The 12,526-nt window shown below is 61.0% G+C and carries 11 protein-coding genes; 3 read left to right on the forward strand and 8 right to left on the reverse strand.

The window, feature by feature from the left end; all coding sequences use genetic code 11:
- Positions 1-157: 157 nt before the first annotated feature.
- The 7 genes from galE to QOU61_RS17115 all read right to left on the reverse strand — a co-directional run bounded on the left by galE (position 158) and on the right by QOU61_RS17115 (position 7,010).
- Entirely contained in the window at positions 158-1,135 is a 978-nt protein-coding gene (gene galE, locus QOU61_RS17085; RefSeq protein ID WP_289660758.1) for a UDP-glucose 4-epimerase GalE, read from the reverse strand.
- 126 nt (positions 1,136-1,261) lie between these two features.
- Positions 1,262-1,474 carry a hypothetical protein gene (locus QOU61_RS17090; RefSeq protein ID WP_289660760.1) on the reverse strand — a complete coding sequence of 71 codons (213 nt, stop codon included), beginning with the start codon at positions 1,472-1,474 and terminating at the stop codon, positions 1,262-1,264.
- A gap of 353 nt (positions 1,475-1,827) precedes the next feature.
- Complete coding sequence (locus tag QOU61_RS17095; RefSeq protein WP_289660762.1) at positions 1,828-2,433, reverse strand: sugar transferase; 606 nt, start codon at positions 2,431-2,433, stop codon at positions 1,828-1,830.
- A 508-nt stretch (positions 2,434-2,941) separates the two neighbouring features.
- On the reverse strand, positions 2,942-3,304 hold the full coding sequence (locus tag QOU61_RS17100) for a hypothetical protein (RefSeq protein ID WP_289660764.1): 363 nt from the start codon (positions 3,302-3,304) through the stop codon (positions 2,942-2,944).
- A 60-nt stretch (positions 3,305-3,364) separates the two neighbouring features.
- Positions 3,365-4,042, reverse strand: coding sequence for a hypothetical protein (locus QOU61_RS17105; RefSeq protein WP_289660766.1), 678 nt, complete (start codon positions 4,040-4,042; stop codon positions 3,365-3,367).
- Between the two features lie 53 nt (positions 4,043-4,095).
- Complete coding sequence (locus QOU61_RS17110) at positions 4,096-6,339, reverse strand: polysaccharide biosynthesis tyrosine autokinase (RefSeq protein ID WP_289660769.1); 2,244 nt, start codon at positions 6,337-6,339, stop codon at positions 4,096-4,098.
- Positions 6,340-6,395: 56 nt separating this feature from the next.
- The gene (locus QOU61_RS17115; protein ID WP_289660771.1) at positions 6,396-7,010 is read right to left on the reverse strand and encodes a hypothetical protein; all 615 of its coding nucleotides are present in this window, start codon (positions 7,008-7,010) and stop codon (positions 6,396-6,398) included.
- 307 nt (positions 7,011-7,317) lie between these two features.
- On the opposite strand from QOU61_RS17115, the gene QOU61_RS17120 reads away from it, so the two are divergent.
- Positions 7,318-8,070, forward strand: a complete 753-nt coding sequence (locus QOU61_RS17120; RefSeq protein ID WP_289661564.1) for a metallophosphoesterase family protein — start codon at positions 7,318-7,320, stop codon at positions 8,068-8,070.
- A gap of 64 nt (positions 8,071-8,134) precedes the next feature.
- Here QOU61_RS17120 and QOU61_RS17125 read toward each other — a convergent pair whose 3' ends face one another.
- Entirely contained in the window at positions 8,135-9,280 is a 1,146-nt protein-coding gene (locus QOU61_RS17125; RefSeq protein ID WP_289660773.1) for a glycosyltransferase, read from the reverse strand.
- A 271-nt stretch (positions 9,281-9,551) separates the two neighbouring features.
- Here QOU61_RS17125 and QOU61_RS17130 point away from each other — a divergent pair, with 271 nt between their 5' ends.
- Together QOU61_RS17130 and QOU61_RS17135 are read left to right on the forward strand one after the other, a co-directional pair.
- Positions 9,552-11,348, forward strand: a complete 1,797-nt coding sequence (locus QOU61_RS17130) for a glycoside hydrolase 5 family protein (RefSeq protein WP_289660776.1) — start codon at positions 9,552-9,554, stop codon at positions 11,346-11,348.
- Between the two features lie 116 nt (positions 11,349-11,464).
- Positions 11,465-12,448 (forward strand): glycosyltransferase family 8 protein, encoded by a 984-nt coding sequence (locus QOU61_RS17135; protein WP_289660779.1) that lies wholly within the window; start codon positions 11,465-11,467, stop codon positions 12,446-12,448.
- The last annotated feature ends 78 nt before the right edge of the window (positions 12,449-12,526 follow it).

Consider the following 12,526-nt stretch of genomic DNA (forward strand, 5'->3'; position numbering starts at 1 on the left):
CGACCGGTGCAACGTCCCATTGCCGCGTTAAACCTTCGCTATTGAACGGAGTTACCGAAAACCTTCGGTATTAAAAGGGGTTACCGACTATTGAATCAGAAAGATCGCATTTGATCTAATCCCGCAAATGCACGGAAAAACCCGCACTGCGGCGAATTCAGCCCGGCAGGTAGTTCGCGTGCCAGTTCCAGGCCGTATCGATGATCGCGCTGAGATCGTGCCGCGGCGACCAGCCGATCGTGCGCCGCGCCAGGCCATTGTCGGCAACAAGGGCAGGGGAGTCGCCTTCGCGACGCGGACCGTATTTGACCTCGAAGCTCTTGCCCACGACGCGCCTGATGGTGTCGACAAGTTCCTTCACCGTCGTTCCGTTTCCCGTGCCGAGATTGAGGGCGTGGCTCGTGCCATTGTCGAGCAGATGCTCGACGGCGCGCGTGTGCGCGTCAGCGAGATCAAGAACGTGAACGAAATCGCGCACGCATGAGCCGTCGCGCGTATCGTAGTCGGTCCCCAGCACCTGAAAATGAGGACGGCGGCCAAGCGCTGCGTCCAGCGCGATCGGAATGGCGTGCGTTTCCGGCGAATGCCATTCCCCGATCCTGCCTTCGGGATCGGCGCCGGCAGCATTGAAATAGCGCAGAACGAAGGAGCGAAAGCCCTGATGGCGATCGAGGTCCTTCAATATCTGTTCGACGATCAACTTGCTTCGGCCATACGGATTTATCGGCGCCTGCGCGTGAGCCTCATCCATCGGTATCGACTGCGGGATTCCGTAGGTGGCGCAGGTCGACGAAAACACGATCTTGTTGATGCCGGCGGCCTGCGCCGCGCGCAGCAGCGTGATCGTGCCGCCGACATTGTTGTCGTAATAGGCGGCCGGGTCTTGCACCGACTCCGCAACTTCAATCGCCGCGGCAAAGTGAATGATCGCTTGCGGTCTGTATTTGGCGAGAACCTGGTCCAGGCGACTGCGGTCCCGGATGTCGCCGACTTCGAGCGGTCCCCATTTGACGAACTCGGCATGACCGTTCGAAAGGTTGTCGTACACGACCGGTGTATGGCCCTTGCTGAACAGGTCGAGGCAGGTGTGTGACCCGATATATCCCGCACCGCCAGCTACAAGAATATTGCTCATCTACTGGACTCTCCCGGCACTCACGATGCCGACACCGCCGCTTCGAAAGGCCAAGCAGCCTCCGGCCCGGACAGCGGAAACGACCAATCTGGATTTGCGTATTATCGAAAGTAATGTCTGTGAAAACTAGAAGAATGTGGTCCAGAGCTTCTTGAGGCCGACTGCGGCTGATCGAACGATCTCGATCGCTCCCCAGCCCAGAAACACGAACCACACGATCATCACGGTGACGATCAGGCCGACAAGCAGGCAGATCGCGATTCGCTGGCTCGTTCGCCCCGGCGCGGGTCTGAGCTTGATCCTCAGATTCTGCGAGTCGAAGGGTTTGAAATTGTTCATTCGTTTATCGCCGTTTGACGCATGATGACCAATAGCTGCAACGAATGACGCGAGCAATCGCGAGGGAAAATTAACGTAAAGCCGCGCGATCGACACTACGCTGATCTTAGCGTTACTTTACCGCAGGTTTAGATGATCGCTCGAATGCAAACTGAATCCTCGCGAATGCGTGAAGTGGCAAACCGGTCGCAGCCATGGCAACGGTTCCAGCCACTGCATTCGGGTTCTGGGCTGCCGGATTGCAGCGCTCGCGCCAGCGCTTTCCGAAGAAGCCGCCCATGAGCGGGGGCGCAACTTCGGAAAGGCGTGGCCGTTTCGTTCGCTTGATTCGGCGTGCCGGCTTCGGTGCGCGCTCAGTACGCGCTGTCGGCAGCGAGGACAGCAGGGAGGGTAACGATCAGTATTTTCGCGTCGAGCGTCATCGACCAGTTATGCGCATAGAACGTGTCACAGGCGACGCGCTTGTCATACGTGGTCCTGCTGCGGCCGCTTACCTGCCACAATCCGGTGATCCCGGGTCTGCAAGCGAGGTACGCACCGATCGAGGTCGTATAGCGCTCGAGTTCTTCGTCGGTGACAGGGCGCGGCCCGACGATGCTCATGTCGCCCCTCAGGACGTTGAAGAGCTGGGGCAGTTCGTCGAGGCTTGATTTGCGGAGGATGGCGCCGATCGCGGTCACCCGCGGGTCGTGCCGCAACTTGCGGTTTGCGGCCCATTCGGCCGCCGCCACCGGATCGGATTCCAGCAGCTTGCGCAGCCGCTCCGGCGCATCCGTCACCATCGTGCGGAATTTCAAGCAATCAAAGTGCTTGCCGTTGAAGCCGACGCGCCGGTGGCGAAAAAGGGCAGGACCAGGCGACGTGACGACCGTCGCGAGGAAGCAGATGATGAGAAGCGGGGCGAGCAGGATAATTCCTGAAATCGCCAACAAAATATCCAGCGTCCGCTTCGGAGTCATTCCGATCGGACCTCGGGATCCCAAACGGCCAACTCGCAATGCATTATCGGTATCGGCCAAACTATTCATCTTTGGTACCTCAAACGACGCAATTCCAAAAAAACTTCCCCCAATCTTCTCGTTCTTATTACTCTTCTTTTACCCTTTTTTATCAAATCCATGCGCGCTGCACAATTCGGGTAAAGCCCGTATTGTATGCAAGCTGTGGTTAGGCTGAACGTATTAACCATTTAAATTTGTTAACCATTTCCGGCCGCACCGTCCCCGTGGGCAAGCCGCGGGCCGAAACTGGCGAAAAATCAGACGTCTCAAATGTTGTCGTGCAGCATAGGTTCACGAGACATACCCCCATGTGGGTAGGTCTGCAGTGCAACGAAAACGGTTCAACCTCTTTTTAACTTTATGCCGTTGTTTAACGACTTCTGCAATCGGTAGGGCGTCCGGCGTTCCTGCGTGGACCGAGCGGGCGGACCGAGGGCCTTCAGGGGATATTCGCGTACCCGTGGGCCTACGGGCGAGGTGGCGGATTCGGGGCCTGCTGGAAGTCGCCGGGCTCGTGTTGCTCGCTTCGGCCGGTGAACACGACGAAGCCCTTGTTGGTGATAACAATGTCGCCGTGCTGGAGGGTCGGATCGTTGATTGCACGATCCGCGGCTTCCTTTTCCTTCTCCTCGGGCGCCAGCGGTACAGCGGGTTGCGCACACATATTCGCCACGAATTCCTCGGACTGGCGGCGGGCCTTTTCCACACGTTGTTGCCACTGCTCGCGCGTCAGCGTCGAATCAGCGAACTCTTCCGCCTGCTGCCCCAGTCCGGGCGTCGCCGTCGCCAACGGCAGGATCACCACGAGAGCTGCGATTCGGGATGTCATCGCCGGTTACCGAAGTCGTCTCTCCTGGAGGGCCGAAAGAGCGGCGTCAGCTGCGCCTCTTCAGGATCGTACCCTCTGCAGCGCCTCGGAAAAGGCCCTCTGGCTCGGCAGATCGAGCTGTTCGACGCGCGACTGCAGCAGAGCGCGCACGGGCGCAGACGCCCTCGCATAGGAGAAGGCGGGGATCTCGACAAACCGGCGCCTGACCAGCTCTTGGAATTCAGCGAGGATCCTCTGGCGGACCGGCTCCGGTGCCGCCAGGACCACGGGTATCCCGATGAGCATCCTGCGCACGGCAACCCAGGCCTCATTCGGCGAGGTATCGTAGGAAGCGGCAAGCAGGTCGAACGAATGGGGGCCCAGGCGGCCGTGCTCAACCTCCAGCCCGAACAGCAAGAGCCAGAGCAGGGAGTCGCGCGGCGCGCAGGCCACCGCTTGCCGCGCGCGGGTTTCGAGAGACTGCATGTGCAGGTCGAATTCGTGGGCGCGCCCGGCGCGCAAGGCGGCATCCGCCAGGGGCATCTCGAGGAGCAGCAGAGCGCGCTGACCGTGGGTATCGCAGGCGCCCAAGTCCCGGGCGGCCGTACTCTCCAGCATCCGTGTCGCGGCGGCCGGACGGAAGGTCTCAAACCGCAGGAGGCTGGTCTCCAGCGCCTGGAATTCGTCCGCGGCCGCGCCCGGCGCGATGTTTGAAACCCCCCAAGCCAATCCGACGCAGCCGGCGAGCAACGCCAGCACCCATACGGCGGCAGAGCGGGGGGGACGTTTTGGAGTTGACGCCACAGGCGGGTCTAGGCGGGTTCAGCGGGTTCGTTGGTATAGTATTTGTACCGCCGGTCCGAATATCCTTCGAAACGCCGCATGATGGCCTCGTCGGCCTTGTTGAGAACCGCGCCCAGCATCCGCTCCGAAAGAATGGGCGAGGCTGCGACTGCCTTCACGATCTCGTCCGTCGACGTGCTGCCCCACTCGACGACAAGCACGAAGGCGTCGAACAAATGGGCGACCGCCTTGACGTCGACGACGGGAAGGACTGGCGGCAAGTCCACCAGGACGTAGTCGTAGTCACTCTTGGCGGCCTTCAGCAACTGCCGCATCGCAAGCGAGTTCAGAATGTCCGAACTGTTGGACGGCTTGATTCGCGTCGAGGCAGGCAGGAAATCGAACTTGAACTGGGAATCGGTAATCAGCAGATCCTCGAACGGTGTCTTGTTCGCGACCATGTCGAGCAAACCGGGCGAATCCGAATAGCCAAGCGTCTTGGTCATCGAAGGATTGCGCAGGTCGGCGTCGATCAGCAGTGTGCGACCACCGCTCTTTGCGACGAAGGATGCAAAAGCCGCCGCGACGGTGGTCTTTCCCTCGCCTGGCAGGGCGGAGACGATGCCGATGACCTTGCCGCCGGCGGGATGAAGATCGATCGCCACCTTGATGTAGCGCAAGGCTTCGGCCGTCGCCGAGAATGGCGCGGCCTCGCTGATCTGCCGGAACGCCGGGGAGGCTGACGAGACGCCATGCACGGTCTTGCGCTTTTCGGCAAAGGCCGGCAGCACCGCGAGGCAGCTGGTGCCGAGCAGGGTCTCAAGCTGTTCGCGCGTATGGATTTGACGGTTCATCTGCTCGCGGGCAAGCGCGCACATGACCCCGAGACCGAGGCCGCAAATCGCCGCCAGCGCCAGCGTCAGGCCGACCTTGGGCGAGCTTCGCCCTGGGGGAGGGGTCGCGACCGTGACGACGCGCGCCTCGGTCGAAGGAAACGACTGCTGCTGCACCGATTGCGTGAAGCGGGAGAGGAAGGTTTCGTAGATGCCGCGATAGGTATTGGCGGCCGTCTCGAGTTCGCGCAGGCGGACCTGCGATTGTCGCGTCGAGGCCGATTTCTGGAACACCTCGACCATGCGTTTGTCGATGGATTCTTCCTGGCTCTTGGCAATCTGCAGCTCGCTCTTGTAGCTCTCGGCAATGCGCGAGATTTCGTCCCAGATGGCGCGCTGCAGGGCGGCCATTTCGGCGCGCAGATTGCGCGCGGCCTGGTGGTCAACTCCGTAGCGCGCGCTCCACTCCGACTCCTTGCTCTGGTCGTCCAGGAACTGCTGCCGCAGCTTCGTGATCACCGGATTGTTGAGAGCGTCGGTCACGACCGGATCAGGAATGTTGAAGCTTTCCCGCTCGGTCCGCTGTTCCAGGACGCGTTCGATACGATCGAGCTTTGCCTTTGCCTGGCTGGTGTCGGCGCGTGCCTTGGCCAGCGCGACACCGAGCTGATCGAGCTCAACCTCGCTCGCCAGCTTGCCCTCGACGCCGATGATGATTCCGTTCTGGGATTTGAAATCCTGCACCGCCTTGTAGGCGTCGCTCGCCTGCTGACGCAGCTCTCCGATCCGCTGCTCCAGCCACTGGCTGGCCCGGTGCGTCGCCTCGAATTTCGCCTGCAGCTGATCCTCGATGTAGGCATCAGCAAAGGCGTTGGCGATCCTGGCCGCTTTCTCGCGATCGAGCGAGGTGTAGGCAATCTGCTCGATGTAGCTGCGTCCCAGCCGGGTCACGCGCAGATTGTCCTTCATCGTGGTAAGCACGCGGCGCATGACTTCTTCGCTCGACGGCTCCGTCTCCGATTGCGAGCCGAACCTCAGCAGCGAGAAGATGCGGGACCGCAGGCTGTTGCCGACCCCGACGAATTCCGGATCCTCGTTCAGACGCAGTTGCTTGGCGACGCGGGTCGCCACCTTTTCGGATCGCGTGGTCTCGATCTCGCTTTCGACCGAGGCGTCCTCGACCGTGCGATTTTCGGTCGACAGCTCGGATTGGCTCCAGGTAACCCGCTTGGTGTCGATGATCATGTCCGCTTGCGCGGTGAATTTCGACGGCGTGACGGCGAGATAGGCAATTCCGACAAGGATGGCCAACCCGACGACGAGGGCAATGAGGCGCCACTGCCGGCTCAGGAAATCGCGAACCTGCAGCAGCGGTGCCGCAGCGCTGGCATCGTTATCGACCGCCGGCGCAAACGGAGAAAACTGACCGGCTACGTTCATTCGCGATACCTTGGTCTTTCCGTCGGATCGGCCGTTCCGCTCCGCATCCGGAACGGTTATCGGGTCACACTCACCGGGGTTGCTGCGGTCGTGGTGGTTGTGGTGGGCTTGGTCGCCGTGACGCCTGTGCCGGTGATCTGGAAAAATACCGCCGTGCCGCCACCACCCGGGTTCGTGGTCGATCCGCGGCCTGTATTCGGATTTGTCACGACGACGCTGCCCACAGCACCGGTCGCCGACTCCGCCGCGGCGGTAATCGCTGCGGTTGAGAGATCTCCTGCGACCGCCGCAAAGGCGTTCTGGAATTCGCCGTCCTGGACGCCCGCGACGGCTTGCTGGATCAGCAGGGCCGCGTTCTGATCGATGGTCTGGCAGGCGACTGCCGCCTGGGCGAGGCCGGCTGCGATCGCTGTCTGGAAGCGGGGATTGGCTCCCTGCGCCAGCTTGACGATGTCGGCGGCAAGGGTCGCGTCGGTTCCGGCAAGGTCTCTCACCAGGGCCTCCACCGTGCGCGCGTCCGAATCGGGCGGAAGCGCGCTCTGCGGATTGGTCTTGAACTGGTTCACCGCCGCGTCGGAAAGCGGCGGATTAACACAGGGGGCGGCGAATGCGGCGCTCGCGCAGAAGGCGAGCAAAAGCTGGACGCCCAGCGCCTTGGCGATCAATCCCATACGCATTGATATAACTCCAAGCAATTGTTTCTGATAACAAAAAGCTTTGCAGACAATAGCCGAGGCGAAACCATGTATCAACCATACATGGTCGCTATGGTTTATCTGCTCGATTCTGCGTGAGCTTCCAACCTTTTAGCTAGGCGCTTGAAAATGTTTGCGTTTTGAGGGCCGCCTGACTGGCGGCCGGGATTTGAAACGGCATATAGGTCATTTTGTCCGACCAACCGACTCCGCTAAAGTGCACCAAATGCAATCGCTCCCCCTCAAACACCAGCCAGCGACCGCGGATTGACGCGTGCTGTCCCTGCTGCCGGCCAGTGAGCAACTCGATGTGCTGGGACGACGCCCGTCGCTGCCGGCAGGGCTGAGGATTTATGCGATCGGCGACATTCATGGCCGGCTGGATCTCCTCAACGTGTTGCTGTCGCGGATCGAGGCGGACAAGGCAGCACGACCGACGCAGAAGGCGCTGTACGTTTTTCTCGGCGACTACATCGACCGGGGGGCCTCGTCGCGCGAAACGATCGATCGGTTGATCGAGCACGGCAAACGAAACGAAACGGTCTTCCTGAAAGGCAACCACGAGTTGATCGCGCTCAAATGCCTGAGCGACCGCAGCCTGTTCGATCAATGGATGCGTCTCGGCGGCGTCGAGACGCTGATCTCCTACGGCGTTCCCCCCGAGCATCTGGCGAATGGCAAGCCGGTCGCCATGCTGCAGGCGGCATTTCACGACGCGCTTCCGCAGGCCCATTTCCGCTTCTTCCGCGACCTGCAAAGGTCATTTGTATGCGGCGACTTCTTCTTTGCGCATGCCGGCGTGAAACCCCGCGTCGAGCTGTCGCGGCAAAAGGAAAGCGACCTGCTCTGGATCCGCGAGGAGTTCCTGAAATCGAACGAGGACTTCGGCAAGATCGTCGTTCACGGACACACGCCCGCCCGTGAAGTCGAAGTTGCACCGAACCGCATCAATGTCGATACCGGCGCTTTTGCCACGGGCCTGTTGACGTGCCTGGTGATCGAGGGCGCGTCGCTCGCGGTCATCGACACCCGCTAATGGTCCGATTCCGGCATTCGCCCTCTGACGTTCGCATCAGGCAGTCGCGGATGGCCGGCGAACGTCAAATCCGCTCCACCAGCTCGGCGGGGGCGAGCGGCGCCGCGATCCTTTGCCCGGGTTTCCGCGCGAGCAACCCGTCGATATGCCTGCCCATCTTTTCGAAGAACTGTTGGCGGCCGAACCGCCTGGCGTGCTCGGTGATGGCCTTCGGATCGATCTTGATCTCGTCCAGCCGCTTTACCGCGGCTGAAATCGCCTCCATCGTCTGCTCGGCAAAGAACACCCCTGAAACGCCTTCGGCGACCGTCTCCGTCGCGCCACCTTTGCCGAAGGCGACGACGGGGCGCCCGCTCGCCATGGCTTCGACCGGCACCATCCCGAAATCTTCCTCGCCGGGGAAGATCAGCGCGCGGCATTGCGCGTAGTGCTGCTTCAGGACGTCGAAAGGCTGCGAGCCGAGGACTGTGACGGTTGGGCCTGCCAGCCGGCGGACCTCGTCGAGCATCTCGCCGCCGCCGATCACGACGAGCTTCAGCTTCATGTCGTTGAAGGCGCGCACCGCAAGGTCGGGCCGCTTGTAGGAAACGAGCTCGCCGGCCATGAGATAGTGGTCGCCGAGCTCGGATGGCGCGGCGGGCGAATAGGCATCGGTATCGACGGGAGGATGAATGACGACGGAATCCGCTCCATAATAGCGGCGAATCCGCCTTGCGACGGTTTCCGAATTCGCGACGAAGCTGTCGACGCGATTGGCGGACGACACGTCCCACATCCGCAGATAATGCGAGAGCGGCGGCATCATCATGCGCGTGAGCCGTCCGGCGCCGTCCCGATAGTCGTGATACATGTTCCAGATGTAGCGCATCGGCGTATGGCAATAGCAGACATGAACCGCGTCCGACGGCGGGATGACGCCCTTGGCCGGTCCCGATTCACTGCTGATGACGAGATCGTAGCCGCGCAGATCGAGCTGCTCGAGGGCGAGCGGCATCAGGGGAAGATAGGTCTTGTACATCTTCGCGGCGCGCGGCAGCGAATTGATGAAGCTCGGGATGATGCGGTGCTGGCGGATCCTGGCGGAGACCATTTCCGGTACATAGACGTGCGTGTAGATGTCGGCCTGCGGATACATCTCGCACAGCGCTTCAACGACCTTTTCGCCGCCGCGCATTCCAACAAGCCAATAGTGAATGATCGCGACCTTCATGCGCGAGCTTCCATCGAATATTTTGAATGAGAACCTGAAGCCATTGCCGCAATTGGTCCAACTCTAGCGAGGCGTTCCGCAAAGGCCAATAAGGTCGCCAAAGTTTAATGGATGGTTGTTAACGTCGCACAGGGAAACTGGCGAAACTTGCGGGCGTGGACCCGAAATTGCAGGGCTGCTACGCTGAAAAGCCGAAGGAACGGGCTTCGGGGCGCACGCAGCCAGGATTTCAAGGTTAACCCGATATCCCGCAAGGCCAGGTGCTTTTCTCATGTGGCAGTCATTTGTTGTCGGGCCGTTGTCGCGTCTTGTGCGGGGCCGCCGCGTCTTTCTTCTGTCGATCCTGATGCTGAACTGCGTCGTCGCTGCGGCGACTGCCGACGATCGGCGCATTGAGGCGCCCGCCAGCGATCTGCGCGATAATCGGAGCCCGTGGGGCGTCGCTACCGGTGGGGAATGGCTGTCGGCTTTTCCCGCATTCAATCCGCTATTGAAGCAGGCGGGCGTCGGATGGCTGCGCGCGTTTTATGAATGGCAGACGATAGAACCCAAGCACGGATACTGGAATTTTGTCCAGCCGGATCGTCTCGTCGAGAATGCGCGCGCGAATGACCTTCGTCTGATCGGCGTCTTTGCCTACCTCGCGAACTGGGCCTCGGCGGACGGCGGCACCAGGAAATTTCCAATCAAGGATATTCAGTATTGGCGCGACTACGTCGCCGCAATGGTCGGCCGCTATCATTCCGACATCAAGTACTGGGAGGTATGGAACGAGTTCAACGGAAGCTTTGCCGAGAACGGAAGCCCGGAAATCTACGCCGAACTGGTGCGCGAAGCGTCCGTCGCGGCGAAAAAGATAGATCCGACCGCAAAGGTTGGAATGAGTGTGGCAAACTTCGACGTCGGCTTTCTGGACAGGGCGATCAAGGCCGGCGCAGCCAACCATTTCGACTTTGTCTGCGTTCATCCCTACGAGAAGCTCGGCCAGCTCAACGACAACGGAGAGCCGGAATTTCTCAGCATGGCCGGCACGCTGCGCCAGATGCTGGTATCGAACGGCCAGTCCGCCGACACTCCGCTGTGGATCACCGAGATCGGCGAGCAGGCGCCGCTCGGGCCGAACAAGCCGGGCGATGAGCGTCAGGCCGTCGCGCTCGCGAAAGCCTATCTGCTGTCGATCGCGGCGGGTTTCCAGCGCGTGTTCTGGTTCGAAGCGCGGGGTCCTGCCTACGGCAACGGAATGGACCACGGATTGGTTCGTGCCGATTTTTCGCCGCGTCCGGCCTATCAGGCGCTGAAGACCATGACGGGCTTGCTTGGCTCCCAACCCGCATACGCCGGATGGCTCGATCTCGGCGGCGGCTACGGCTTCGTCTTTCACGGAGCCGCCGGCGACGTGCTGGCGGCCTGGTCGCCGCCGAACCGGCCGGCCACGTTCTCGTTTGGCGGCGACGTTGTCGTCGCCGACCTCGCGGGAAATCGCGAAACGATCGCGGCGGGCCGCAATCTCGCACTCAACGGGACGCCGGTGCTGATCAGCGGTTTGCCGCACGATCTGGTGCAGAAGGCGGAGCTCAATCGCGGCAGCGCCTTTCCCTGGAGCGCGCGGCATGTTCAAGGACGGCTCGCGACCGTACGCCTGCAGGCGACGAATCTGGAGGACGGCGTCAAGCAGATCAACATGTCGACCACGAAGCCCGTGGGCCTCGGCGACAAGTCGTGGCGGCAGACCGATTTTTCACGGCCGGACGCGGAAGGGCACTACGTCTACTTTGCGGTCGATCCGCAATTCCTGCCCTTCGGTACCAGGGATATCGAAATAACCGCCGTCGTGCGCCGCATTACGCCGGATAAAATGGCGGGCATGAACCTTAACTATGAATCGCAAAGAGGGTATGTCGATGCGGCTTACCAGAATATCCCGGCGGGCGATGACTGGCAGGAGCTGACCTGGAAGCTTTCCGATGCCAATTTCGTTGGCCAATGGGGATGGAATTTCCGCTTGAACGGGATCGCCTCTCCGAGCGATTTCTTCGTCAAAGAGGTGCGCGTGCGAAACGGACGCTGATACAGTCGCTGAGGACGAACGGGGGATTGCGGTAGTCCGAAAGCGTCAAGCAGGTCGACCGGGCGTGACCTGCACGAGCGCAATCGCCGGGCCAGATCAGATCGAGACAGTCGAAGATGAACGCGCATCGCAGCACGGAGGTGTTTTACACGACGGATTCCGGCTTCGTGACCCCGACGCTCGCCTCGATCGCGTCGTTGCGTCGCTGGCATTCCTCCGCCAGCCTGCCGATCAACGTCGTGCTGCTCGGGATGAACGAACCCCAGATCCTCGCTTTCCAGGAACTCGCGGCCGACCTCGCAGTCAGGGTCCACGAGATCAGCAAGGAGAGCCTGACGGAGTTCGACAATGAGAACTTCAACAAGACCCATGTGCCGTATTCGGCGCTGGCTCGCTTCCTGATTCCGTCACTCGCTCGAACCGATGAACGTTCCGATATCCTGTATGTCGACGGCGACACGTGGTTCATGCAGGATCCGAAGGAGCTGCTCGATCTCGCGGCGCCGCAGGTGGGATTGCTCGCATGCGAGGACCAATCGTTCTTCTATGCCGACGATTTTGGCCCGACCGGCAAGCTTGTCAGTGCCTACTTTGACGCAATCGGCCTCGACCGGTCGAAGGGCTATTTCAATTCCGGTGTGATCAAGTGCCGTGCCAGCGAGTGGACGCGGCTTTCTGGCGAATGTCTGTCGTTCCTGCGAGCGAATCTTCCCATTTGCCGCTATCACGATCAGAGTGCGCTGAATGCGGTGGCGGGCGGAATCAGGACACGCTTGTCGCCGGTCTGGAACTTTCAGACGCCGTACTGGGGCTGGAATGTCACCGATATCGCTGAGCCGAAGCTGCTGCACTTCATCGGCGGCCTGAAACCATGGATGGGCACATTGAAGGCATGGTCCGCGATACAGCCGGAGTATTCCGACGTCATCCGCGCGCGATCGCACCGGCTGTTTCCGCTCAAATACTGGAATGACCAGGAGCAGCTCCAATTCGCCGATCAGGAGCGGCGCATGGCGCTGAAGAACAGGTCGATCTTCCTTATCCGCGTTGCACGCCGTCGCGCCAGGTTTCGCAACCTGGTACGAACCGCGATATTGTAAGCCCGAGCGCGGGTTGCGACGGGAGCGTCGAGGCCCGGGCGATGGCAGCGAAGTACGGGATCATTTAGAGAAAACAAC

The sequence above is a fragment of the Bradyrhizobium sp. NP1 genome, assembly GCF_030378205.1.
Classification (GTDB): domain Bacteria; phylum Pseudomonadota; class Alphaproteobacteria; order Rhizobiales; family Xanthobacteraceae; genus Bradyrhizobium.

What these genes read in the sequence shown, in the direction of transcription:
- galE (WP_289660758.1), bottom strand. Translation starts at nt 1,135, where the DNA reads ATGAGCAATATTCTTGTAGCTGGCGGTGCGGGATATATCGGGTCACAC.
- QOU61_RS17095 (WP_289660762.1), bottom strand. Translation starts at nt 2,433, where the DNA reads ATGACTCCGAAGCGGACGCTGGATATTTTGTTGGCGATTTCAGGAATT.
- QOU61_RS17090 (WP_289660760.1), bottom strand. Translation starts at nt 1,474, where the DNA reads ATGAACAATTTCAAACCCTTCGACTCGCAGAATCTGAGGATCAAGCTC.
- QOU61_RS17110 (WP_289660769.1), bottom strand. Translation starts at nt 6,339, where the DNA reads ATGAACGTAGCCGGTCAGTTTTCTCCGTTTGCGCCGGCGGTCGATAAC.
- QOU61_RS17100 (WP_289660764.1), bottom strand. Translation starts at nt 3,304, where the DNA reads ATGACATCCCGAATCGCAGCTCTCGTGGTGATCCTGCCGTTGGCGACG.
- QOU61_RS17125 (WP_289660773.1), bottom strand. Translation starts at nt 9,280, where the DNA reads ATGAAGGTCGCGATCATTCACTATTGGCTTGTTGGAATGCGCGGCGGC.
- QOU61_RS17130 (WP_289660776.1), top strand. Translation starts at nt 9,552, where the DNA reads ATGTGGCAGTCATTTGTTGTCGGGCCGTTGTCGCGTCTTGTGCGGGGC.
- QOU61_RS17115 (WP_289660771.1), bottom strand. Translation starts at nt 7,010, where the DNA reads ATGGGATTGATCGCCAAGGCGCTGGGCGTCCAGCTTTTGCTCGCCTTC.
- QOU61_RS17135 (WP_289660779.1), top strand. Translation starts at nt 11,465, where the DNA reads ATGAACGCGCATCGCAGCACGGAGGTGTTTTACACGACGGATTCCGGC.